Source organism: Pontibacter brevis, from assembly GCF_054779655.1.
The window spans coordinates 1-25,428 of the sequence record NZ_BAAGXV010000014.1; the positions used below are offsets into that span (position 1 = coordinate 1).

The following is a 25,428-nucleotide window of genomic DNA, read 5'->3' on the forward strand; positions in this document are numbered from 1 at the left end:
GCTCAGCGGCTCTGCCACCGACAGCGACGGCACCGTCAGCACCTACAGCTGGAGCCAGGTGAGCGGGCCGAATACGGCCACCTTCAGCAGCAGGACGGTAGCGGCTCCAACTGTCAGCGGCTTGCTGGAGGGCAGCTATGTGTTCCGGTTAACCGTGACCGACAACGGCGGGGCCAGTGCCTCCGATGAGGCTGCCGTGACGGTGCACCCGGCCACTGCCAGCTCCTCGCCCATCGTCAGGGAGTTCTGGGCCGGTGTCAGCGGCACGCGGGTGGCCGATATCCCGCTGCACACCGCGCCCACCTCCACCTCGCAGCTGACCCTGTTTGAGTCACCCAAGTACACCGGCGACAACTACGGCGTCAGGGTGAGGGCGTACGTGCACGCGCCCGCCACCGGCAGCTACACCTTCTGGATCGCCAGCGACGACCACAGCGAGCTGTGGCTGAGCACGGACGAGAGCCCGGCAAACAAAAGGAGGATAGCTTACCTGGAGAGCCACACCAACAGCAGGGAGTGGACCAGGTACCCTTCGCAGAAGTCTGCCGCTGTATCGCTGCAGGCCGGCAGGAAGTACTACATCGAGGCGCTGCACAAGGAGGGGGCAGGCGCCGACCACCTGGCGGTGGGGTGGCAGCTGCCGGATGGCACGCAGGAGCTGCCTATTCCCGGAAACAGGCTCTCCGCCTATATGGCAGCAACTGCAACCGCCCAGGCTGCACCAGGCAGCGAACCGATTCCATCAGGTCCACTGCTGGATTACTACCCGAACCCCTTCACTCAACAGATAACGCTTCAGTTATCGGGAAGCAAAGGGGAAAGATGCAGCATGAAACTTTATGATGTAAGCGGCAGAGAGGTGTGGCAGGCACAGGATATATCCGCTAACCAAAAACTCACCCTCGGAAATGAACTTGAATCAGGAGTTTATATCCTGCTGGTAAACACGGAAAGGGAAACGAAGCAGTACAAACTGGTGAAAGCCCGTTAAAGAGGGTGGGCTGGGAATAAAATTGAATAGCAGATTTTACAGCTTGTTTGCCTAAGCTTTCGCAGCTCCTGCTAATAATAAGCCCTACCTCTTTTAACCCTTCCTGAATTCCCGAGGCTGGCAGGTTTAAAAGAGGTAGGGCGATTAACAGGAGCAGATTCCTATAAGACTATTTTGAAACGTTTACCTTCTCCCCGGGGTGATACGTTGCTCTCGCTTTCTTCTTTACATCTTCCGGATAATAAGCCACGTCTTTGAATTTTACGTCTGCATAGCGCTGGGCCTGGTCATCGAAATGAGGTGAGGCAGGGTTACCGCTTTGGCCGCCGGCAAGAAGTGTTTTAGCCTTCACCTTATCCCCGAACTCTATCACTGCCACAAAACTGTTTCCGGAGGTTCCATAAATTCGTTTTGTATCGTAAGAGCGGGCACCAAAAGAGGCCAGCGCGCCCCAGTTTCCGGAAGCCATGCCAACAGGAATACTGGGTTTTGTATCATCAAAAGCTTGCTCAATATCCCCGTTCAATCGCTGGTAGCGATTGATTTCTCCCCAAGGGGTGTTCCACTGACCGAAATCAGTCTCCAGCTGGTTTATTGTTTTGCGGAAGAGCGCTAAACGTTCTGTTTCGGGTGAAGCCGTTGCATAATAATCGAAGCGTTCCATCAGGTTCAGGCCTTCAGGAGCACTACCGTCTCTCAAAGTATGAAGTGCATAAAAATGAGCAAGCGACATGGCCACTGATTCTTTGGACACTGCATAATCCCAGTTGCGCATCACGTTCATGGCCTCCTGCAACCTGGGGTCTTCAGGCTTTAGCTTGTCATAAGCGGCTACTAGCCCTGGGATTAACACTTCGAAGGCCGGAAGATACGGATCGTAGGCCAGTTCAATCAATTTGTCGAGCGTCAGGTTATCCGCTTGCTTCAGCAACCGGATAGCATGTACGCCTCGAAAGTTCTCAGGCGCGCGCGACATGTAAGACGGGTAATCTTCCCGTTTCGGACTGTAGGCACCAGCGCTTGTGAAGGGAGTGGAATTCGCATTCTGTATCCACCCGCTTTTGGGATTAATCAACCTGATGGACTCTTCTACTGTATGCAGGCCCTGCCAGTCAGTTTCTGGATTGCTTCCGTCAACAGGCTTTGTGTAGTCGAAGATGGTGTCCCGCACGGGAATAAAGTTGCCATGGTAATAAGCAATATTCCCGGCCGCATCAGCATAAACGGTGTTATTGGAAGAGTTGGTGCGTATTTGCATCATCTGGTTAAATTCTTCCAGGCTGCTCTTTTTAGTACGTGTGTACGACTGGATCAGGGCATCCACGGGTTTCCACATCATAGCAGTAGCCACCCATTTGTCTCCGTTCTGGTGCGTGATGGGGCCGTGATGCGTTCGGTATGTTGTAAAGGTTCTTTGTTTTGCCTCCTCGCCCTCTTTGTAGGATAAGGTCACTTCGGATGTCGTGACTGGGCGTAATTCATCGCCATACCGGTAGAACAGCTTACCGTCCTGCTTTACAATGGTTTCTTCAAACTCGTCGATAACATCGGTGTAAGTGGAGGTGTGCATCCAGCCCATTTTGTCGTTAAAGCCCTGGTAAACGAAAAACTGCCCCCAGGTAACGGCACCGTACGCATTCAATCCTTCCTCACTCACAGCATGCACTTCACCGCGAAAGAAGAAGGAAGTGTGCGGGTTAATCAGCAGCATGGCATTTCCGGACGCGGTATGCGCTCCGGAAATGGTAATCCCGTTCGAACCTTTCGGTTCATCGAGCAGTGCAGGATGCACCAGTCCATCCCCATGTTTGTTTAACCCCAGCGACTTGTTCTCCTCATAGAAGGCTTTTATTCCTTTAGTAGATATCCTTTCGATGTCACCGCCAATAGAGCCTTCACTGAAATACATCGGCATCCAGGGCTCAAAGCGTGTCAGGAGCTTCGGCTTTACCTCCGGGTGGGTGTGCAGATAATAGTTAACACCGTCGGCAAAGGCCTGGCAAAGCGCCTTCAGCCACTCCGGGCTCTTTTCGTAGTTGGCAATCGCCTCTTCCTCCGTCATAAACAGTTTTGCCCGCAGGTCGCTGTAGAGCATTTCTTTTCCTTCTACTTCTGCCAGCCTGCCGGTAGCCCAGATATAGTTCCGCTCTACTCTGTTAAAGTCGTCCTCGCACTGCGCGTACATTAACCCGAAAACCGCGTCTGCATCTGTTTTGCAGTAGACGTGCGGCACGCCAAAATCATCCCGGATAATGGTCACATGTGCTGCCTGCTGCTCCCATCGTGCCACCTCCCTGCTTGAGGCTGTTTTCCCGCCTACCGTGCAGGAGGTAAGCAGGAGGATAAAGAGGAACAACTGTGTTACGCTGTATTTAAAGTATCTCATGGTTTTTCTAAAAAGAATAAGGCTAACGAGGCACAAGAAAGAGCACCCCATTTTTATGCTTCACCAAATTAAAAACAATTGCCTGATATGTGGTTAAAATACATGCAATTGACATCAAATTACTGTTGTAATACCTAAAGGAAACAAAATGAAGTATATTGCCTCTACAATAACTTTTACTGCATTTTTCTATCAATAAGGTATCACGCTTTTATGAAAAACCTATTAACGTTGTTCATCTTACTGGCTTCGGCTCTGTCGGCCATTGCCCAGCAAACGCAGAAACCGGTGCTGCATGGCAAGAACTGGATGGCCATTACCGGTAAACCTTTGGCTGCCACAGCCGGCGCCATGACCTTTCAGAAAGGAGGCAATGCCGTAGATGCTGCCTGTGCCATGCTGGCCGCCACCTGCACCATGTGGGACGTGCTGAGCTGGGGAGGCGAAACCCAGGCTTTGATCTATAATCCCAATACCAAAAAAGTCATAGCCATCAACGCCATGGGCGTTGCACCGACCGGTGCCACACCTGAATTCTTTAAGAGCAAGGGCTATAATTTTCCGCCTGAATATGGCCCGCTGGCTGCCACCACGCCCGGCACACCCGGGGGCTTGCTCTACATGCTGGCCAACTATGGCACCCTAAGCCTGGAGCAGGTACTGGCACCTGCTATGGAAATGGCAGCCGGCTACCCGATGGAAGCGCAGACCGCCAATAGCATTGAACGCAACAAAGACCACATCAAGCAGTGGCCTTACAGCAAAAAAGTATTCCTGACACACCCGGGCGAGGAAAGGGAGGCACCCGAGGCGGGAGAAATCTTTGTGCAGAAAGACCTGCTGCAAACACTCACCAAAATGGTAGAAGCAGAAAGAGCCGCCCTGAAGAAAGGTAAGAACAGGAAAGATGCCCTTATGGCTGCTTACGACCGCTTCTATAAAGGGGACATTGCTGAAGAGTTTGTGCGGGGCAGCCAGGAACAGGGTGGCCTCATCACCATAAAGGACCTGGCAAAATGGAAACCTTTGGAGGAAGAACCGCTGGTGGTAAACTACAAAGGCATTGACGTTTATAAACTACAGCAGTGGACGCAGGGACCCGTGATGCTGCAGGCACTGAATATACTTGAAAACTTCGATCTGAAGGGCATGGGCTACAACAGCCCAAAGTATATTCATACGCTTTACCAAAGCATGAGCCTTGCCTTTGCCGATCGGGATTTTTATTATGGTGACTCCTATTTCCCTCCTCAGGAGCCAATAAAAGGCTTGTTAAGCAAGGAGTATGCAAAGCAACGGGCTTCTCTTATCCGGTACGACAAGAACAACCCAAACATTGGCCCCGGCAACCCTTACTCATTTGAAGGCAGAAAAAACCCATATTTAAAACTGCTGAAAGACAGGGGCTACGAAATGGATACCACCAAGCGAAACTTTGCTCCCAGCCATGATATCCGCAATGGCTCCTCTATGACAGATTACCAGGACAGGCTGTGGCGGGGCACCACCACAGTAGAAGCGGCCGACAAAGAGGGCTGGGTGGTATCGATTACTCCCAGCGGTGGCTGGGTACCTGCCACCATCGCGGGCAATACGGGAATAGGGATGAGCCAGCGGATGCAAAGCTTTGTCCTGGACCCTGCCCTGAACCCTTTCAACGTGGTGGAACCCGGCAAAAGACCGAGGGTAACACTCACTCCTTCCATGGCGCTGAAGGATGGAAAGCCTTTTCTGTCTTTCGCCGTGCAGGGAGGTGATACGCAGGACCAGAACCTGTTGCAGTTCTTTCTGAACGTGGTGGAGTTTGGTATGAATGTGCAGCAGGCTGCCGAAGCAGCCAACATCAACACCAACCAGCTCTGGCTTTCATTGGGCGGCACCAAAACAGCAGATCGCCAGCCTAAACCAGGACACATTCTGTTACATAGCAGCACACCAAAGGCCGTTCGCGATGAACTGAAAAAGATGGGCTATACCCCAAGCTTCGACGAACGTACCAGTGGTCCCATCAATGCCATTTACTTCGACTGGGAGCACGAAAGCTTCTGGGGTGGGTCCAGCAACCATGGCGAGGATTATGGCATTGGCTGGTAGAGACAAGCCGCCTCTCTCCTACTTATTCCAGGCACCATAGACACAACAGTGTCTATGAAATGCACCCCTCCGGGAAAAACAGAACAGCCACTTCATGAAAATGGAGTGGCTGTTCTGTTTGTGATGACTGCATTTTCCAACCCAACTTTGAGATTTTAACCACTTCCCCAGCCGCACGGATGCTATCAGGAGCGAGCGCTCCTTTTTCCGTTTGGCTTTACCAGAAAGGGCTGAAAAAAAGATTCACCAGTACAAAAGTCGGTATAGGTGTACAGAACAGGGCAAGCAGCCAGTTAATCCAGTACTGAAAGGCGGCCACGTTCTTTAGTCCAACCAAAATGAACCCATTAACACCTACCGACCAGAAAAAAGGGAAAACTAACAGCTCTTTCCCCCCCGTTACCCCGGCTACATTCGTTGGCACATATAAGAACAATAGTCCATAGACTACATTGTAGATGATCGTGTACAGCAGAAGGCTTCTGTTGATTTTCATGGCTTCATCGTACGTCGTTTATTTGTTTTGCCTTACGTATGAATAGCCGTTGAAGACAACTTTGCCAGATCTGGCAAAGTTGAAACAGGTGCAAATCTGCACAGGCTGTGCGTGCTTAACATGTAATTCATATCTAACAGAAGGTATAAATGCCAGATACTTAACTTTTAATGGCACATTATCCTATTGGCTTGTGCATGCGTCCTGATTGCTATTTTAAAGGCAAAATATGTTTATTAGAATTTCAATCTTAATTCAAAAAGGGCAGCTTCACTTTATATGAAGCTGCCCTTTTTGACAAAAAAAAGAAAAATATAACACTTACCTGAGTTTGTAGTATACACAACACCCGCATAGCGCTTAGCGCTTAGCACCAGCAGCTTCTTTTTCCTTCATCAGCTTATCTGCCCATTGGATGAAGTATTTGATATTGGGAGCATCGGTATGGCCGCCGTCGTGCTGCCGCCAGGCCAGTTCCCCATCCAGCAGGCTTACATTTACGCCAGGCATTTTCGCTGTTTTGTAGTCGTGGCCTACACCCAGGTCTCTGGCACCTAATAGCTGATAGACTGGTCCAGCCGCTACGGTGGCCATGTAACTTCCCTGCTGGTCCAGCCACTTCGCGTCACCTTTTTCTGGAATCCCATAGCTGATGAAGAGCGGGCGGGGGGCGCTCAACGCTATCAATTGATGCGCATCTACTGGTATATCATTTGCGTTCTTGCTACCGAAAGTAGCCTCCGAGGCACCGTACTTTAAGAAGTTACCTGCCATCCAATGGTACTCGGCACTGCTGGTCAGGCTTTCCACTGCTTCCCCGAAATTGCGTCGGTGCAGTTTGGCACCGCCTTCGCCGGAAGAGCCAATCAGGCCCATGTAAAAGCGCTGGTCAAAGGCCATGGTTACGAGCGCCGCTTTTCCGAAGCGCGACACACCTTCGATACCTACGCGTTTGGCATCCACTGCCGGGTCGGTCTCCAGGTAATCCAGGCCACAGGAGGCACCCCAGGCCCAGGCCCGAAGGGCACCCCAATCATCCGGCTTGCGGGGCTGTCCTTTATTCACCAGGCCAATGATGCCCTTTGTCAGGCCTGCGCCGTTGTCGGCCTGGATGCTGCCCGGCTCAATCAGGGCATAGCCCCAGCCTGCAGCTAACAGTTGATTCGGGGTAGGCGGGTCACCGGCTGGTGGCGGTCCAAAGTTGAGGGTAGCTGCCGTAATAGGGTTATAGGCCGGGTACTGCTCAAACACCGCTTTCAGCGAAGGGTCGGTTTTAATCAGCAGCTCTTTCATGGCGGCATTAATTTTCTCCATGTCTTCCTTCGGCGGCTGCGCCGGGGCTGGCAAAGCACTGCGGCCAAACATCATCAGAACTGGCACTGGTCCATTGACGTTGGCTGGCGTCACCACCGTCATGTTAATCTTTACGTCCAGCAAAGGATAGGATGAATTATCCACCTCCCCTACCAGCTGCTTCGCATTCACCGGGATCCAGCCTACATATTCTCTTTCGGAGACGAGGGTTTTCCAATTCACTTTCGGCACGTTCTTCGGCACCCGGCCGAACACCTCCCGCTCAAAATCTTCCACTATCTCAGGCCGCCGCTTGTTCCACCACATGGCCGGCGTCGTTACCTTTTTGCCATTCTTCTGGGTCAGCACCTCCGGCAGGTTCGGGTACGGATTGGCAAGCGCTTCGTCATAATTCGCATGATTGGGCGCTGATTCGTCGCCGCTCGGACCTGGGCGCAGCGCCTTAATGCCCAATTGCTGCATCATCTGCGCGTGGTCCTGCTGCGCAGTATAATTCACTACTGCCGGATATTGGCTGGACGTGCTGGTGCCAGCCTGCTGCGCCGAAGCGGAAGACACCGCCAGGGCGAACAAAAGATAAAAGGCCTTTTTCATGTGCTGCATTAAGTTTGCGTGAATTTATTTGTCCGTCCGGAAAGGAGAAGCCGGCAAACCTTCTTTGTTGTATAAGTTGGCGCTGTCCGGGTTATCGGCCCAGGCGTAGCGCACGTACTTTGGTTCCGGAACTTCCTCACTCCAAACCACTACTTTATCGCCCTCAATCCTGGCTTTGGCCCAAACAAACTTTTTATCTTCACCGGCTATCGCAAACTGGCTAAGTTCTTCCTCGTCTATTGAAACCAGTCCACTACCTGTATTGGTGAAGCTCAGGACTATCTTGTTTCCATCTATTTGAGCTGACTGAAACAGCGGACCAGACGAAACGACTTTCTTGTCCCCGTAAATTAACTTTTGCGCAGCCAGGGCCAATCGCTCCCCTACATCCTTCTTATTGTCCGGATGGATGTCATTCCATTCCCCTAGGTCGAGGGTAACGGCCATGGCGGTGTTCGGCACCGACAAGGTTTGCAGGGCAGCCTCCCGCATCATCGCCCAATTGCTTTCCGAAGGCAGGTAGTTGGCTTCCATAAAATTTGGCAGCTGCACATACAGGAATGGTAGATTACCCTGCCCCCACTTATCCCGCCAATTGCTGATTAGGGCAGGCAACAGCTTTTTATATTCCTCCGGGTTACCGGCATTGCTTTCCCCCTGGTACCACAGAATTCCTTTGATGGTATAGTTCGTGGCTGGTGCCACCATGGCATTGTATAAAGCGGTAGGCTGATTTTGTGCACTGATACCACTTTCCGTTTTGCCTGTTACCGGACGATAAACTTCGCCCACCTTGTATTGCCAGTAGCCTTTCAGGTCAACTGTCTGGCCGTTTGCTTCTATATAATAAGGCTTGTCTGGTACAAATCCTCCTTTACCACCGTTGTTTATTACCCTGATGACAAAAAGGTTTTTGCCCGGCTTCAAAACGCCGGCAGGCACACTGTAGCGCCGCTGCGGATATTGGTAAGTGGTGTTGCCAACCTTTTCACCATTGATATATAAAACATCGGCGTCCACAATTCTACCCAAATGTACTTTTGCCGGTACACCTGTCATAGACTCCGGTATCTCAATTTCGCGCCGGTACCACACTACCCCATTCAGGTCCTTGATGCCCTGGTCTTCCCAGTAGCCGGGAATGTTGATGGTTTTCCAGTTTTTAGCTTCATAAGCAGGCTCATACCATTTCACCGCCCCATTTAGCCCCCTGTCCTGGTCCGGTTTTGGCTGGTTGGCTTTGGCAAAAGCTGCCGCACGACGGTTTGCAGCGTTTACATAACTCGTATCCTGGTTTTTCTCGATGGTAGCCTGGATAGAAGGAAATTCTTTGAAACCCTCTTCGCTCATCCAGGCCTCGATAGGCGTACCGCCTACGCTTGCATTGATCAGGCCAATCGGGATTTTGTATTCGTTGTAAAGCTTTCGGGCGAAGAAATAAGCCACTGCCGAGAAATTGTTCACGTCCTGCGGGTTAGCCCACTTCCAGGATCCCTGTGGTAAATCCTGCGCAGGCCCCTGCAGGTTAGTCGTAGTTGGAATCCAGAAGTGCCGGATTTGAGGATAATTGGCTGTGGCAATATCTTCTGCATAGGTGATGTTATGCAGCGACATCTGGTGCACCATATTCGATTGACCGGAGACGAAATAAACATCCCCCAGCAGGATGTCTTTGAGCGTGATCTGATTACTGCCCTTGATGTCCATGGTATAAGGTCCGCCCGCTTTCATGGAAGCCAGTTTTATCTGCCACTTCCCGTTTGCGTCGGTGGTAGCTCTGTAAGTTTTGCCCCTGAACTTTACGGTTACTTTTTCACCCGGAGATGCCCATCCCCAGATATTGGTTTTCGCATCCCGTTGTAAAACCATACCGTCGCTTACCAGCTGCGGTAGTTTTACCTCGCTTTGCGCGTTATAGGCAAAAAGGCAAAAAGCCAGGAGAAAAAGGAATGTTAACTTCCTGGATAAACTTCGGTGGTGAGTCATTTAATGATTATGAGGGTGAAGAAATACGTTTTATTATCAGTCTGTAATCAGCAGCGGGTTAAACTGGTGCAGGTTGCTTCCTCTTCCCTATTGATATGAGTCTTGGTTGAGACAGACAAAAAAGAGAAGCACAAAAGCATAAGCCGCTACATTACAAATGTTATCTGCATCATTTTGAATGCTTTTCAATAGCAAATAAAACATTTTATCTTATTGTTAAAACAATTAAAATGCAAAACCTACAGAGAATGGTGCTGCCAACAGGCATTAGGAGGAATTATGAAGGCTCCTTCCGTAGGATCTGTATTGCCTAAACAGCCATAGCTACCGCTTATCCGGCGACGCACAAAAACTTTTTTCATTTTATTTTTCGTCGGATGTTTTGGCAAAACAAATCCTTTGAAAAAGGCATATAGCTGTTAAGCCCTTTACCTTGCATAAGCAACATGAAGAATAAAATGAAGGAGATACTGAGCGAATAGAAATAAACTGGTGCCAGCCAGGGTTTAAAATAAAACACCCCTAAACCTGGAGCGGATTAGGGGTGCGATAAACTTGTTCGTAAGCCGTAAAACGACTTCAACACATCATTCATTTGGCGAAGTCAAATAAGATTCAGGCGTACTGGCTTTACCTTACAGAACTCGTGGTGCCTGTTTCTCCTGGTTTAACTAAATATTTATTCAGCTCCAGCTTTCTATTCTGCCTGATGCCCTCCACTACAGAAGCCGCATTCACAATGGCTCCCGCTTCGATGGTGTGGGTGTGGTCGGTGGTATTGAAATAGGTGCTTCTCACTTTCTCCTCCCCTTCCTGCTCATAACGGTCTGCTATGATTTTATTCAGATCGATAAAAACCGCATCGCCCTGCTTTGCGGCCTCAGCCGCCCACTTTCCGTAGTCCTGATCGTTCCGGTTGGGTTTTCCGTTGTTCCAGGTATTTCTAGGTACAGGCGACAGCACTATCGGAGTGGCTCCCTTCGCCTTTACTTCTGCTATGAACTGGCGCAGGTACCACCCGTAAGAATGCACCACCTCATGCTCTTTGGTGATGAGGTTGTCTATTTCCTGAATCTCGTCACTGTTGCTTTTAATCGTTCCGCGGGCACGGAGGGTATCGTTTACCGGACTGCTGTCGTTGTGCCCGAACTGCATCATCACGAAGTCTCCTGCCTGTATCTTAGGTAATACCTTGTTCCAATGCCCCTGGGTGCGGAACGTGCGGCTACTGGTGCCCCCCAGCGCATGGTTTTCAACTCTTATCCTGCTTGTGTCGAAAGACGCTGCAAGAAAGTCTCCCCAGCCCCACAGGCCACCATCTCCCTTTCCTTTTCCGTTTTTCACGGTAGAGTCACCGATGAGGTACAGGGTAGGCTTAGGCTGGTTTGTTTTCACGGCCGCACAGGATACACTGAACAGCAGAGACATAAAAAAGAAATATGTGAGGCTGCTTTTCTGGAATACTATTTTATACATATAGGGATGATTGGTAAGGTAAGGTCTGTTGAATGAAAGGAGGCTTCAGGCACCGGCTTATGTTCAAACTATGACTTCTTCAGGTACTTATTCAACGGGTGTTTCTTGTTCTTTTTAAGGCCTTCTACTACTGAAGCAGCATTTATGCGGGCTCCCTCCGGATTGGTATGCGTATGGTCTGTCGGAAAAAGAGCCTGCACCTGTTCCGGACCCATTCGCTCATACTTGTCGGCCGTTATCTGGTTCAGATTTACAAAATACACCCCCTCCGCTTTCGCTACTTCTGCGGCCCACTTTCCGAAAGTGTCGTTTGCCAGCACCACCTTCCCGTCTTTCCACTGGTTACGTGGAATCATAGAGGCAACAATAGGAGTAGCACCTTTTGATTTGGCTTCGTTGATGAACTTGCGCAGGTACCAGCCATACGTATGCACCACTTCCTTTTCACCGTTTTTCCAGATAAGCTCTTTTGTTTCTTCACCAGGGCCTCTTAATACGCCCCTGTATCCGCTTCTGGACGTATCTGGCTCACTCCCCTCGTTATGGCCAAACTGCATGATGACAAAATCACCTGGCTGAAGCATGGACATCACTTTATCCCAGCGACCTTCTTTCAAGAAGGTGCGGGTACTTCTGCCAGCCATCGCCTGGTTGTTAACACTGATTTTTGTCGTGTCGAACAATTCATGAACATAGGAGCCCCAGCCACCATAGCCTTCATTTGTGTTCCTGACGGTGGAGTCGCCGATAATGTACAGCGTTGGCTTTGATTTTTGGGTGAAACTTACCAGTAAGCTAACGACAAACAAAGTGATGAGGCAGGTTGTAAGTAAACGCTTTGGATGCATAAGACCTTTTTTTATGTTCCTCTCCATGCTTGCAGTCCCTAGGCTGAGATTAGTTTTTGCCGCCCTCAACTGAATTGCACACGTGCCGCAAACAGGATATGAACCTTGAGAAAAAAACATTTCTACGATACCCAATTTCAATCTATTTTCCCGGAAGAGCATCCTGCTGTATCCGGTAATGAAGCAAGCTTATGGAAATCAGGTTCGGTCAGGTATCATAGGCTCTGAGCAGAGACTCCTGATGGCATAAGCCTAATGCCTGGAATACTACGAAAAACAGCAGCGGCAAATTTCATAAGAAAATTGCCGCTGCTGTTTATTTGCGTTGCATCCACTACATCCGGGCACCAGCGCCCTTCTTTTGTTTGCCGTTGTTGCTGGCAGTCATAACAGGTGGGGCTGGATACAGGAAATTCCGAAGGTCTTTCATGTAATTTAAACTGCCGTTGGTGAGGTTGCTCAGCACTATAATCGTACTGTGGTCCTTTGGGTTTCGCAGCAGGTAGGTATTAAAGCCATGCCATAAACCGCCATGATATACCACCGTATCTCCACTCTCTACTTGTTTAATACGCCAGCCGTAGCCGTAATCTTCTGTTTTCTTATTCACAAGGCCCCGGGCAGCAAAGGCCTCTTCCAGCGTTTCCCGCTTCACCAGCTTGTTCGTGTAAAGCGCCTGATCCCACTTATACAAATCCTCTACTGTGGAGTATACTCCTTTGTCACCCAGTACACTATCTAAATAATCCGGGGTTCTTTTCCGTCTGCCGCTGATATAGCCGGTGGCCACCCTTCCTGTACGGTCAGTTAATTCATGAAACGTAAACGTATTCGCCATCTGTAACGGCTCAAATATCCGCTCCTGCAGGAAGGCAGCAAAAGGCATCTCAGAAACCTTTTCTACAATAGCAGCCAACAATAAATAGCCGGTATTGCTGTAGTCGAAGCGCTTGTCGGGCTGAAAAAAGATTTTGGGCTGATGCACCGCCATCAGGTGCAGCACATCATCATTCGTGATAGGCACTTTCCGGTCAGGCCAAAGTTCGTCGCTGAAATAGGTATAGTTTGGCAACCCGGAGCGATGGGTTAGCAGGTGCCGGATGGTGATACCCTTGTAAGGGAAATCCGGGATATACTGCTGTACACTGTCATCATAACTTAGCTCGTCCTCTTCTTTCAGCATCATAATGGCCATAGCCGTAAATTGCTTGGACACCGAAGCCAGCTGAAAAGACGTGTTCGTCGTGAGGGTGTCTTTGGTTTTAAAATCAGCATAGCCGAATGCTCCTTTATAAATGACTCGGTCATATTTTGTGACCAGCACCGTTCCATTAAACCCTTTTTTCTTATGCAATCGACTGAAAATGGAATCGACCTGGCTGCACAGTCGGTTGGCACTTGCCGCAGTGAAAGAAGCCGGCACTACTACCTGCTGCCTTACCTCCTCCTCCGGAAATAAATCATTTATAAAATTATCTTTTTTTGTTCCCGAACAGGAACCTAGGAAAGAACAGCACACGGAGGCTGTGATACATTTAAATAGTAAAGTTCTTAAGTTGAGAAAGGCCATACCTGAAATACCAACACATGAATGAGCTTTAAATATATACTATCTTCCGGAGTATTTAGAGCAAATTCTGCCAGGCGTGCTCAATTTTTCCAGGACCGGAAAAAGGAGGTATCGGTAAAGCATCTAAAGAGCCCCCGGAAAGGTGGATTGAAGTATTCCGAAAGCCACATGATTGCAAAAAAGTTAGCAAAAGTTAAATAGTTTTATAAAATTACCTCCCTTTACTCATCTAAAACAAATAAAACAACCTGAATAATGAAGAAAATTAAAGTAGGTGTTGTAGGTACGGGCTTTATCGGCCCGGCTCATATCGAAGCCCTTCGCCGGCTCCCTAATGTTGAAGTCGCCGCACTTTGTGAATTAACTGAAGAATTGGCCAAAGAGAAGGCTGCCGGACTGGGTATTGAGCGTTCCTATACGTTCGAAGATCTGCTGAAACAGGATGATATTACCAGTATTCATATCTGCACGCCTAATTTCCTCCATTATTCTCAGTCAAAAGCAGCCCTGCAGGCGGGCAAGCACGTGATTTGCGAGAAGCCTCTGGCAAAAAACTTAGAAGAGGCGGAAGAACTGGTGCGTATCGCCGCTGAAACCGGCCTGGTGAACGCCGTCCACTTTAACCTGCGCTATTACCCGCTGGTACGCCAGATGAAGACAATGCGTGAAAAAGGAGAACTGGGTGAAATCTATTCTTTCATCGGCTCTTACCTGCAGGACTGGTTGTTCTACAACACAGATTACAACTGGCGCCTGGAGCCAGACAAGTCCGGTGATTCCCGCGCTATTGCTGACATTGGCTCACACCTGATGGACGTACTGGAGTACATTACTGGCCTGAAAACAACATCCGTGATGGCTGACTTCAACACCATTCACAAAACACGCAAAAAGCCGCTGAAGCCTGTTGAAACGTACTCCGGCAAGATGCTGACTCCCGAGGATTATGCCGATGTGGAGATCAGCACCGAGGACCACGCCAACGTTTTACTTCGCTTCGATAACGGAAACAGCGGGGTGATCACGGTGTCGCAGGTATCTGCCGGTCGTAAAAACCAGATGAAGCTCGAGATTTCCGGATCAAAGCAAACCTTTGCCTGGAATTCTGAGGCTCCGAATGAAATGTGGATTGGCAACCGCGACGGCGCCAACCAGGTGCTCATGCGCGACCCCTCACTGGTGCACCCGGAAGTGCGCTCGCTCATCACGTTCCCTGGTGGCCACAACGAGGGTTTCCCGGACACTTCCAAGCAGATGTTCAAAGAAGTGTATGCCGCCATCGAAGCCGGAAAGCAGCCTGACAATCCAACCTTCCCTACGTTTGCTGACGGTTACCGCGAGTTACTCATCTGTGAGCGTATCCTGGAGTCGAACCACAAGCGCAGCTGGGTGGCTGTTTAACCACAGCAAGCAGTTGAAACTACCAGAATATTACAGCACAAAAAGAGGGTACCTGTTTCAGGTACCCTCTTTTTGTACGTATTTGCTTATATGACCTTATAGCATCTAAACAACATGCTGCGGATGAGGCCATTCTACCCTCTCCTCTTTAAGATGGCTCCTGTCCCTAGGAACTCAGCAGAAAAACTGGAAACAAGTTGACTTTGTGCAGGTAAGCTTTAGCTTACATTGCAGGCATGCTGGCACGAGCCGCTGCAGGCTGCAGCTGACTCCGGGCACCCTGCCTGTCGCAGGCGCAGCAGGTCCTCTTCCAGGTTTGCCCCGAAGGCGCAACCTGAGGCTTTCCTGCAGAAAGTACAGGCATGCAACTGTCCATCGGTGTCAACATACACATAACGGTCTGCGGCACCTGTGCAGGCTGCCCTGCGGCGGTGATACTCGTGGTACACCAGGATAGGCAGATGCTGATACTTTGGATCCTTGTTTAGCTTTTCATAAAAGGCTGTTAAGAGCTGCTGCTGGGCGGGCGACAAAGTGACCTCCTGCCCTACATAATGCCCTACTGCCCTCGGCTCAAGAACCTGCACAAAAGCAGCGCCTAATTTATGCGCCAGTTCCACATAGGCCATCAGGTTTTCTTCGGTGGTAAAAGTTCTGGTGGCGCAAAGCGACAGGCTGATAAGGAGCCCGGCCCGGCGGGCATTTGCCGCTGCCTGCTCCACCCAATCATAGGCACCTTTAAAGCCCCGGAATTGGTCGTGCAGGTGCGGGATAGTGTTATCAAGGCTGATGGTGACGCCCGTAATCCCTGCACTCTTAAGTGTGTAGGCATTTTGGGGGTGAGGCGGTGGCCCAAGGTAATGACCCAGAAATCTGTTCCGGGCGCAGCAGCTCCCACCACTTCCAGTATGGCCGGCATCCGAAGCAGCGGCTCGCCACCAGAGAACTGAACCTGGCCCACGCCATTTGCCTGGAACTTCTGAACAATCGTCTTCAGGTTGTCTGTTGTCAGCTTCTCCTTTCCGTTCAGCGCGTCCCACTCAAAACAATGCTCGCACTGCAGCGCGCACTTCTTGGTAATAGCCAGCAACAGCACTTTTAGCGCGTGTGGCTTTTCCTGGAAGGGCACTATCCGGTTTAGCTCCGAAAGGTGGTACTGGTCGCATACCAATGAAGGCCAGCCGGGTGTATTTAATTCATAAAAATAGCGCCCTCCTGATTTTGCAACTTTAAGTGATCTAAAGTCTCCCATATAGAGCCGGCGCGTTTTCTCCAGTTGTCGCAGGGCGAAAATGGCTTTAAGAGGATTGGAAATATGGCGAAAAGCCAGCCATGCTATCCGGAGCCTGACACAAAACAGAATAAGGGCAGACTTCCCCCCTGCTCAGCATCGGGGGAGCAGCAGTTCCTTCTGTTGATACAGGGGCAGCAAGGGTTTGCACTGGCTGTTCTGGAAGCACAACGGCCTCGGGGGCAGCTTGTTTAGGGCGTGACAACAGGGGCATGGGACAGGGCATTTAATTGTTCGGAGCTGATGATTTGCTGATAACGTTCCCTTGAAAATTCTATAAAGCGGCCGGGCCGCTTGAAGGCCATCAGGTTCAGAATGTTCGGAACACCCTCAAACTTCCTGATATGCTCATAATACCCTTTTGTGTGCAGGAAGCTGCTCTGGCTCTTACCTGGTGTGGCAGGCGGAACCGTGTATGTCAGCAGCACCTCTTCCCCAACAGCAAACTGCTTCAGGTACTGGTTATCGTCTGCCGCCAGCAAATGGCTGGTGTCCCAGCCCTGCCTGTCCGTGGCGCGGGACGCTTTGATTGTTCGCACCTCCACCGGCACATTCAGCGAATAATCAATGCCGGCCTGGTCTACTTCCCAAAACATAAAGCCGCAGGAAAGCCGCACATTTACCACATCTCCTTTCACTCCGGCCAGGTCAAACGGGATCACCATGTCGCGGCCGGCCAGCGGCCCCACCGTGGGCACCTGCCCTACTGTCAGCCAGCCCTGCGCCGTCTCTACCTCTACTGTTAACGGGATGCCCTGGTCTTTCTGCCACTGTTCATGCTCTTTTGCCGGTACATCTTTCTGCTTTTCTGCCCAGGAGGTATAAGAGGCTCCAAACTGCTCTATAAACGAACCATAAAGGTAGTCCAGCCAGAGGGAGTTGCGGGCGTGCAGCAACAGTTTGGCCTGCTTTGCTCCGGTTGGCTTCGTGAACTTCAGGTTCAGTTGGTTTACATTATCGCTCCCGTGGTTAAAAAGGTAGGAGCTGCTGTCGGTTGCGAAGAGCTGGGTGGTGTAGTAATCCATGCCATCAGCGGAACGCGCAGCAACCGGCGCCTGCACCGCTGCAAGCGTATGAGGCTTTCCCTGCTGGTCCAGCAGCACGCGCACCTGCTCCGGGTGCTGCTGGACCAGCAACTCGGCCAGGTTGGTGTACTGCCGCTCTTTCAGCTCATTCGCAATTTTTACCTGCAAGTTCTCCTGGTTTGCCTTCAGTTGTGGAAGCGGGATATAGTCATGCCGCTCCAAAGGAGAGAAAATAGCTCCTCCATAACTTTCGCCCACAAATTCAAAGTGCTCCCCGTTATAGGCATACACATAAGGGCAGGAGCTTTTTGTCAGCAGCACAATAATGGTGATGATGGCCATAGTGCCTGCCAGTATGCCAACCGTTGTAAGCGCGTGCGAGGCAACCGTGGCCCCGGTATCCATGTCTGTAATGTCCATACGCTGTATGGCATTCATCGGAATGCTGACAGTGTTGCCATCGCCCTGCGCATATTGGTAGATGTGCAGGTGCACCAGGTTCAAAGCTATTCCCTTGTTGTTCCTTCTGTAACGGTTCGGTGAGCCTGGTTTGGGATTTATAAAAGCCAGCAAACCAGTAGAAACAGGATGCAGGGTTCCTTCCAAAGCTTGCTCTTTCACGGTCACGTCCCGCAACTCCCATACCTTGTTACCCTGGTGAACCAGAAAGCGCTTGTAGTTGGGGATAGTGCTGAGCCTGTTTCCGGTTACCGTTTCCTCTGACTGGACGCGGTAATAGTTGCATCCGGAGCTTAGTGGCAAAAAAGCCAGCAAAAGGCACCAGGCCAAAACAGCTTGTACCTTTTTTCGGCGCAGTAGCCGGAGCGGCGTAAACCCTTTCGATGTGTCGTTCATATAGTGCAGGTTTAAAAGCGAAAGCCAAATCGGAAAATAGCCGGAACGAAAATAAAGTTGAGGTAATAAGGATAGTATTCGTATTCATCGTTTACACGCTCCCGCCACACCCTTGCCCCCAACCCAATGTCAAAAGCGATGATGAGTGGCTTCGATAACTGATAATACACCCCGTTGCTCATGACAACTGTGCCTACACTAAAGCTTTTAATCTGGGACTGCTGTGGCCTGTCGGGGTCATAAGGACCGTAGTAGAAGGAATCATATTTGAACGTAGACAGATCTGCCTGCGGGCCCAGGAAATAAGTAAACCGCGCCTGCCCGAAGGGATAAAAATTTGCTGCTACTCCGGCACCAAATGTTTTATTCCTCATAAAATATCCTCTGTCCTCCCCCGTTGGGTTCAGCCCCACCGAAACCGGTACCTGAATGCCGAATTTCCCGGAGCCAAAAATCCTTTCATATGAGATGGTGAGATTCTGATGCAAGAAATCATCTACACTTAGCGTCAGCATGTTGCGCCCCCACTCTTTTGTGTAATCTGGCCTGGATTTCATTTGCTGCCGGGCAACAGGTTGTCCGAAAACCCTTCGTGTTCCGTCCGCATAGTCTAAAAACAATACATCGAGCGTACTGATGATGTACTCCGGCCCATCCTGCTCCTGGTACAGCTTAAAACGGATGGCTTCATTTTCCACCTGCAATACAGTTGCCTCCAGCCGCACACTGTCCGTCCTGGTAATAACATCCTGGCAGAAAACAGGGCTTACAAACAGCAGGCAGCATAGCAGCAGGCCACCTACACAGGCGACACATTTTCGGGGCAAGGGCACCCCGCAGAAAAAACCGATTAGAAAAGATTTCATAGCACACCTCCTGATTCTGCTGTCATTTTACATTTCGGAAACAGGTAATTGCAAGGCTTGCAGCGCAGAAATAAACCGGCCATATAACAGAACCATAAGAAAGATTTGATAAACACATGACAGCACAAGAAACAGCAACTTCCTGTCAGAAGCCGCAGACCAAACAGTGAAAACAGCAGGAACAAAGCGTATACGTAAAGAACAGATAGATATACCTATTCCAATAATTATTGTTACTACACAAAGTGTCCAATTTTTATCTTCAAGAGGAAAAGTTCTTGAACTATAAGATGAAAAGCCAGAAGAACGCGGGTACAAAAGAGGCTTGGGAGAGGCGTATAAAAGCTAAAACTCTACTGGTTTACAAAAAATTTAAACTAGCGGAATACAGCCGTTCACTAAGAATATCGCCTCAGTTATGTATTTATATTACTTAATACTTCATAAACAGAGAATGTCTTTGTAAAATCAACAAATCATTTTTTGAGAAGCTTTAAGAATATATAAATCATGGCCTATGAAAAGTATGATTTGCTCGTAGTGGGAACCGGTTTTGCTTCTACTTTTTTTCTCAGCAAATATTTAAGCAAGGCACCAAAATCAGCGAGGGTATTGGTGCTGGAAAGAGGGCACTTCTTTCCGCACGCTGAAAGGCTGAAAGACAGAAAGAGGGAAAGCACAGCCTATGCCCGCCTGAATGAGATTTCAGATAATACTTTCGTCAATGCTAATCCTGATAAGCGCTGGGAATTCCAGGCTGCCTTCGGTGGAGGATCCAACTGCTGGTTCGGCTGTACACCGCGATTTCTGCCTTCCGATTTCCAGCTGAAGCGCCTGTATGGCATCGGAAACGACTGGCCCGTACAGTACGAGGATCTGGATGCCTATTATGACGAGGTGGAAGATCTCATGGCCATTTCAGGTCCTGATGATACGCCATACCCCAGGAAAAAACCTTACCCGCTGCCGCCCCACTTATTTAATACTGTTGATAAAGTCCTCAAGAGCAGATACGGCCCCCTGTATGTGAGCCAGCCAACCGCCAGGGCAAGGGTACCGGTGAATGGCAGGGGCAGTTGCTGTGTCAGCGCCGATTGCAGTGTATGCCCGGTTAACGCCAAGTTCACCATTGAAAACTCGGGGATGGGTGTTTACGAGGATTCGCGTGTGGCACTGGAGTACGGTGCCCAGGTGTTTGGCCTGGAGCTTCAGCAAAACATGGTGCGGAAGGTAACTTACCTGAAGGATGGAAAGGAACATGTGCGTTCTGCCGACGTTTTTGCCCTTGGCGCCAATGCCATTTTCAATGCGCATATCCTTTTAAACTCCGGCGACACAAACCCCTTCACAGGCAAAGGCCTCGGTGAACAGTATGGCCTGGGAGCCCGCGTGTACCTCGACCGCCTGCAAAACACCGGCGGCAGCACCTGGGTGAGCGCCAATGGCTATATGCTTTACGATGGCGACCACCGGAAGGAATATGCGGCCTGTATGATGGAATCGAACAACGCCCCCTTTCTGAGACTTGAAAAAGGCAAGTGGAGAGACATTGCCAACTTCAGGATGGTGTTCGAGGACGTGCCGGATGAAAGGAATTACGTGGCTGCCACCTCAGACCCCCTCAAGCCGAAGGTGCATTTTGAAGGTCCGTCCAACTATACGCTCAGGGCAGTGGAAAAAATGAAGCAAAAGCTTCCGGAGGTGTTGGCCTGTTTACCGGTAGAAAAAATAGAGTATTCTAAACCCTACGCCTCTGAAGCCCATATCCTGGGCACCACCCGCATGAGCAGCACCCCGGCTGAGGGCGTAGTAGACAAGCACCTGCTCCACCACCAGTACCGTAATCTTTTTGTGCTGGGTAGCGGCACCTTTACAACTTATTCACCAGCCAATCCTACGCTTACATTGTCTGCTTTGTCTTTGCATGCGGCCGACAAGTCCTTTTAGTTCTTCTGTTATGTTACGACGATATTTTCTACAGTTAACAGGTTTGGGTGCTCTGCTGGTAGCAGCACCTGGTACTGGTTTTGCATCTCTTTCGATGAGGGAGGCTGCCATCGGCGCGCTCCTGCACGAGTTCAATTACCTGAAGCTGGATCAAAAGGGAGTTGAGGATTTTGTAGACGATTTTCTGCCCTTTTATTACTGGGAAGGACGGCTGAAAAATGCCATGGTTATAAAAACGCTCTATGCCTTCAATATTAAGGCCGATAGTGCGGTGAGTCTGTTTAACTCGGGGATGTTTCGGTTAATGGCAGAAACGTATCTACTGTCTACTGATTTTTTCAGTAACAACATGGATGAGAGCAGGACACTGAAGTATGTAGGGCTGTACAGTCCGCACCTGAAGCCCTGTGCCAATCCGTTTTCCTTTATTCATTATCCTCCGGAGGTAAGTTGATTTACCTTGATTTGAATTTAGCATGAAACGAAGCACGGTTGCTTTTAACTGCGGCAGCGTTGGCAAAAGCACCGAAACTGCATCATAGGATTTACTATCCACCCTTTAAAAACCAAAAGCCGCTTGTAGTACAAGCGGCTTTTGGTTTTGTAAAACAGGTGTGAGCTTAAGGCTTTGTATTATCCCCGTCATGCAACCAGCGTTCGAAGAACTCATACGTTCTGAGCATCTGGTCAATGCGCTGGCGGTTATTGCCGCTACGTGTAATTTCATGGGTGGCTCCCGGGTGGCGCACATATTCAACTGGCCTGTTCAGAATCTTCAGGCTTTTGTAAAGCATTTCACTTTGTATAACACCTGTACGCAGGTCGTTTTCTCCGTGAAAAATAATCAGCGGTGTCGTGATGTTCTGCACGTATGTGAGAGGAGACTCTCTTTGCAGGAGAGGCCTGCTGGCTTCTTCCCATGGATAGCCCCCGAAATAGTTCGGCACCAGGCGCCAGGCATTGCCCTCCCCGAAAAAGGTGCCCAGGTCGTACACACCGCGCTGTGAGCAGGCAGCCTTAAACCGGATGTCGTGGCCCACAATCCAGGTCACCATGTAGCCGCCGTAGGAACCTCCTGTAACAGCCAGACGCGCAGTATCAGCCCAGCCTTCGGCCACAGCATGGTCCAGCGAAGTGAGTATATCACTGGCAGGACCTTGCCCCCAGTCCTTCATGTTGGCTCTCATGAAATCCTCCCCGTAACCACCGGAGCCACGCGGGTTGCTGAACACCACGCCGTAGCCTCTGGAGGCAAAGAACTGGTACTCGTGCCACATGCTGGTTTCGCCAGGTCCCCACATAGCAGTAGGGCCGCCGTGTATCTCCAGCACCACCGGGTATTTTGTGCCCTCCACAAAATTGGTGGGCTTCATCACCCAATACTCCACTGTCTGCCCGATGCTGTTGGTGAATGTCTTCTTCTCCGGCATGCTCAGTTTCTTGTCTTTTACCCAATCGTGGTTAAAAGAAGTAACGCGTCTGGCATTTTTAGCTGCGGCATCTGACTGGTACAACTCATAAGGGTTTGCAACCTCCGTTTTCACATAGAGCAGCTTGTTCTTATGAATGTCAAAGCTCCCTACTCCGCTGTTAAAATCCGTCAGCTGCTCTACTTTCCTGTTTCTGAGGTTTACCCTGCTCAGGATAACGCCTCCGTTGGACGGAGAGGTAAAGTAAAGGTACTTGTCGTCTTCAGTCCAGGTCAGGTTACTCTTGTTCCGGTCGAAAGGGACAGTTACAATATCAGCTTCTTTGCCATCCAGCGGCATGATAGCCAGTGCTGGTATCCTGACATCGTTGGTAGGGCGGTACTCGAAGGCCAGCCATTTGCCTGAGGGAGAAAGAGCGGCACTGCTGTAGGCCATGCCTTTTTTTCCTAAAAGCTGCTTTAGGTTGCTTCCATCCCGGTTGATGCTGAATATTTCTGATTCCTGCGAGCGGTTGGGGTGTTCCGTATCGTCTTTGTCGCCTTCAAAAATGATACGCTTGCCATCCTTTGTAAAAGAAGGACGGTAACTGGTAGAGAAGCCGGGCGTCAGGTCTTTGGGTGTGGCGTCAGGACGTGCATCCATGATAAAGATGTGGGACAGGTCGATGCTGCCCGTGACACTGGCTTCTTCCTGAAAGTCAAGCTGGTTGATGACTTTGGCTTTGTTGTCTTTTTCGTTTTTATCCAGGTAGCTCCTGATTTCTGCCAAAGAGCCATCTGCATCTGGCTTGGCGGTTGTGTTGGCATTCAGGTTTTCATTCTGAAAAAAGCCTGGCTTTTCGTAAGACCACTTCGGTATTTCTTTGTTGGGGTTAAGCAATGAGTCAGACAGCAGTTCTTTTAAACCAAAGCCGGAAGTAAAGAGAATCTGCTTGCCGTCAGGGCTCCACACGGGGCTGTTCGCGCCGTACTTAAACTTGGTAAGCTGCACCGGCTCTCCTCCCTCCATCGAAAGCAGGTAAATCTGGGGCTTTCCGTCCGTTGCTCTGACAAAGGCCAGTTGTTTTCCGTCGGGGCTCCAGGCAGGTTGTGAAGCACTGTTGCTGCCATACGTAATCTGACGGGGTGCCTGAGTAGCACTGCCCGTAGAAACCAGGTACAACTGGGTGCTGTACTTGTGTTCTGCCCTATTCGCAGGGTCAGGCTCGATACTGGTAACAGAGAAAACGGCTCTACTGCCATCGGGCGTCAGAGTGACATTGGCGATTTGCTTGATCTTCAGCAAGTCCGTTACATTGATAAGCTCTTTCCCTTGCTGTGCATGCGCGCTGATCGCTGCCACACAAAAGCAAAGGAACAGTAAGAAGGTGTTCTTTTTCATTTAAAGTTTAAAGGTTAAGATGATGTTGCTTAAAATTAAGCCCAAAAAAGCCAGGCATAAAGCTCTTAAAGATAAGCATTTTAGATGAAGTGGACAGGATACCGCCTGAACAGCGAGAAATGAGGAGGGAAAAATGGCTTTTACCGGTGCCTTATACTTTTATCCATAGCATATTCTGCCTAAGCTTCCGTAGCAATAGCTTCTTCAATAACTCATAAACCGTTTTTTCATTGTTGTTTCCTGTCCTCTATGGGCCGAGCAACTTCATCCTGGAGTTAGCCCCCCTTTCGCATCGCGCTGTGCATTTGAGGGGGTCATCTGCCTCAGGAAAGGGCTTGGGGAGAAGGGCTGCCGGCAGGGCGGGAACGATCTTCCGGTAGCGGGACAAATTCTGAGTTGTCGGAGGGCGGTAGCAGAATTCTTCCCTCCTTCCAGTCCGCTTTCGCTTGCTCGATGCGCTCTTTCCTGGATGAAACAAAATTCCACCAGATAAACCTTTCTCCAAGCGGCTCACCGCCCAGCAACATGAGCGTGCTGGCTTCCTTCGCCCGTATAATGGGTCCTACTCCTTTTTTGAAGACCAGCATCTGCCCGGCAGAATAACTCCGCCAGGCAACCTCCACACTTCCTCTGGCTATATAAATGCCTCTTTCTGTATGCCCGTCGGGGAGGCCGAACGACGCCCCCTGCTCCAGCACGACATGCAGGTAAAACAAAGGAGAATGTGTTCTGACATCGTTTTTAAGTCCGTAGGCATCCCCTGCTATCAGCCGCATCCAGACCCCTGTATCTGTGTATATGGGCAGCTGCTCCGGTTTATAATTTTCAAAAGAAGGCGCTGCTTCCTCCTCTTTTTCCGGAAGGGCGACCCAGGTCTGTATCATTTCAAGCTGGCCGCCGGCCAGTGCGGCAGGGTCCTCAAAGCGCTCTGAATGTGCAATCCCGCTGCCGGCCGTCATCCAGTTTACTTCGCCGGGCCGGATGACCTGCTGCACTCCCAGGCTATCCCGGTGCGTTACCTGTCCGCCGAACAAGTAGCTGACCGTAGACAAGCCGATGTGCGGATGCGGCAGTACATCCATAGAGGGTACTGAGGGAGGAGGGGCAGCCACAGGGCCGGCATGATCCATAAAAATAAAGGGACCGACCATCCGTCGCAGCCGGAAAGGCAGAATCCGGCGCACATCCATTCCCGGACCAATCGCGGCCTTACGGGCTTCTATCACAATTTCGAGCATAATTCTTTGGTTGTTTACCTTCATTAGAACGTAAATAGGCTGTTCAGGTACGAATCAGAACGAGTACTGTTTGTAAACAGCAATGGAGGCAACTCGTGATGATTGGACTCCGGAAATGCGCTTTATCCAAAGACTTTTAGGCTGTGTTCTAGAATGTATGATGTTGGAATAAGTATGGCAGCAAGGGTGTTTATAGGAAGTTATGTGCGAGATAACTATCCAGGTAAACTGCCCCTACTG

The 25,428-nt window shown here is 50.1% G+C and carries 18 protein-coding genes; 5 read left to right on the forward strand and 13 right to left on the reverse strand.

Annotation, left to right across the window (positions count from 1 at the left end):
- Nucleotides 1-991 (forward strand): PKD domain-containing protein (locus tag ACYVB1_RS03780; protein ID WP_460920738.1); only part of this gene is annotated, 991 nt, incomplete at its 5' end.
- A gap of 169 nt (nucleotides 992-1,160) precedes the next feature.
- Here ACYVB1_RS03780 and ACYVB1_RS03785 read toward each other — a convergent pair.
- The gene (locus ACYVB1_RS03785) at nucleotides 1,161-3,377 is read right to left on the reverse strand and encodes an acylase (RefSeq protein ID WP_460920740.1); all 2,217 of its coding nucleotides are present in this window, start codon (nucleotides 3,375-3,377) and stop codon (nucleotides 1,161-1,163) included.
- 213 nt (nucleotides 3,378-3,590) lie between these two features.
- Between ACYVB1_RS03785 and ACYVB1_RS03790 the strand changes: the two genes are divergently transcribed.
- Complete coding sequence (locus tag ACYVB1_RS03790; RefSeq protein ID WP_460920742.1) at nucleotides 3,591-5,471, forward strand: gamma-glutamyltransferase family protein; 1,881 nt, start codon at nucleotides 3,591-3,593, stop codon at nucleotides 5,469-5,471.
- A 217-nt stretch (nucleotides 5,472-5,688) separates the two neighbouring features.
- Here the strand turns inward: ACYVB1_RS03790 and ACYVB1_RS03795 are convergent, their stop codons facing one another.
- From ACYVB1_RS03795 to ACYVB1_RS03820, 6 genes are all read right to left on the reverse strand, one after another.
- A complete protein-coding gene (locus ACYVB1_RS03795; RefSeq protein ID WP_460920744.1) occupies nucleotides 5,689-5,967 on the reverse strand; it encodes a hypothetical protein in 279 nt (92 codons plus the stop codon).
- Nucleotides 5,968-6,327: 360 nt separating this feature from the next.
- Nucleotides 6,328-7,875, reverse strand: coding sequence for a glucuronyl esterase domain-containing protein (locus tag ACYVB1_RS03800; RefSeq protein WP_460920746.1), 1,548 nt, complete (start codon nucleotides 7,873-7,875; stop codon nucleotides 6,328-6,330).
- Between the two features lie 24 nt (nucleotides 7,876-7,899).
- Nucleotides 7,900-9,861, reverse strand: coding sequence for a sialate O-acetylesterase (locus ACYVB1_RS03805; RefSeq protein ID WP_460920748.1), 1,962 nt, complete (start codon nucleotides 9,859-9,861; stop codon nucleotides 7,900-7,902).
- 630 nt (nucleotides 9,862-10,491) lie between these two features.
- Nucleotides 10,492-11,256, reverse strand: coding sequence for a rhamnogalacturonan acetylesterase (locus ACYVB1_RS03810; RefSeq protein ID WP_460920750.1), 765 nt, complete (start codon nucleotides 11,254-11,256; stop codon nucleotides 10,492-10,494).
- Between the two features lie 149 nt (nucleotides 11,257-11,405).
- The gene (locus ACYVB1_RS03815) at nucleotides 11,406-12,185 is read right to left on the reverse strand and encodes a rhamnogalacturonan acetylesterase (RefSeq protein WP_460920752.1); all 780 of its coding nucleotides are present in this window, start codon (nucleotides 12,183-12,185) and stop codon (nucleotides 11,406-11,408) included.
- 334 nt (nucleotides 12,186-12,519) lie between these two features.
- Nucleotides 12,520-13,539, reverse strand: a complete 1,020-nt coding sequence (locus tag ACYVB1_RS03820; protein WP_460920755.1) for a serine hydrolase domain-containing protein — start codon at nucleotides 13,537-13,539, stop codon at nucleotides 12,520-12,522.
- A gap of 471 nt (nucleotides 13,540-14,010) precedes the next feature.
- Between ACYVB1_RS03820 and ACYVB1_RS03825 the strand changes: the two genes are divergently transcribed.
- Nucleotides 14,011-15,156 (forward strand): Gfo/Idh/MocA family protein, encoded by a 1,146-nt coding sequence (locus ACYVB1_RS03825; protein ID WP_460920757.1) that lies wholly within the window; start codon nucleotides 14,011-14,013, stop codon nucleotides 15,154-15,156.
- 218 nt (nucleotides 15,157-15,374) lie between these two features.
- Here ACYVB1_RS03825 and ACYVB1_RS03830 read toward each other — a convergent pair whose 3' ends face one another.
- The 4 genes from ACYVB1_RS03830 to ACYVB1_RS03845 all read right to left on the reverse strand — a co-directional run bounded on the left by ACYVB1_RS03830 (nucleotide 15,375) and on the right by ACYVB1_RS03845 (nucleotide 19,193).
- Nucleotides 15,375-15,785, reverse strand: coding sequence for a hypothetical protein (locus tag ACYVB1_RS03830; RefSeq protein WP_460920759.1), 411 nt, complete (start codon nucleotides 15,783-15,785; stop codon nucleotides 15,375-15,377).
- Nucleotides 15,785-16,408: a radical SAM protein gene (locus tag ACYVB1_RS03835; RefSeq protein ID WP_460920761.1), complete on the reverse strand. Its 624-nt coding sequence runs from the start codon at nucleotides 16,406-16,408 to the stop codon at nucleotides 15,785-15,787. Before ACYVB1_RS03835 ends, ACYVB1_RS03830 begins: the two co-directional genes overlap by 1 nt.
- Nucleotides 16,409-16,638: 230 nt before the next feature.
- Nucleotides 16,639-18,327: a hypothetical protein gene (locus ACYVB1_RS03840; RefSeq protein WP_460920763.1), complete on the reverse strand. Its 1,689-nt coding sequence runs from the start codon at nucleotides 18,325-18,327 to the stop codon at nucleotides 16,639-16,641.
- An 11-nt stretch (nucleotides 18,328-18,338) separates the two neighbouring features.
- Nucleotides 18,339-19,193: a hypothetical protein gene (locus ACYVB1_RS03845; RefSeq protein ID WP_460920765.1), complete on the reverse strand. Its 855-nt coding sequence runs from the start codon at nucleotides 19,191-19,193 to the stop codon at nucleotides 18,339-18,341.
- 510 nt (nucleotides 19,194-19,703) lie between these two features.
- Between ACYVB1_RS03845 and ACYVB1_RS03850 the strand changes: the two genes are divergently transcribed.
- On the forward strand, nucleotides 19,704-21,140 hold the full coding sequence (locus ACYVB1_RS03850; protein ID WP_460920767.1) for a GMC oxidoreductase: 1,437 nt from the start codon (nucleotides 19,704-19,706) through the stop codon (nucleotides 21,138-21,140).
- A gap of 10 nt (nucleotides 21,141-21,150) precedes the next feature.
- Nucleotides 21,151-21,594, forward strand: a complete 444-nt coding sequence (locus ACYVB1_RS03855; RefSeq protein ID WP_460920769.1) for a hypothetical protein — start codon at nucleotides 21,151-21,153, stop codon at nucleotides 21,592-21,594.
- A gap of 166 nt (nucleotides 21,595-21,760) precedes the next feature.
- On the opposite strand, the gene ACYVB1_RS03860 is transcribed toward ACYVB1_RS03855, so the two are convergent.
- The gene (locus ACYVB1_RS03860; protein WP_460920771.1) at nucleotides 21,761-23,950 is read right to left on the reverse strand and encodes a S9 family peptidase; all 2,190 of its coding nucleotides are present in this window, start codon (nucleotides 23,948-23,950) and stop codon (nucleotides 21,761-21,763) included.
- A 323-nt stretch (nucleotides 23,951-24,273) separates the two neighbouring features.
- The gene (locus ACYVB1_RS03865) at nucleotides 24,274-25,188 is read right to left on the reverse strand and encodes a pirin family protein (RefSeq protein ID WP_460920773.1); all 915 of its coding nucleotides are present in this window, start codon (nucleotides 25,186-25,188) and stop codon (nucleotides 24,274-24,276) included.
- Nucleotides 25,189-25,428: the final 240 nt, after the last annotated feature.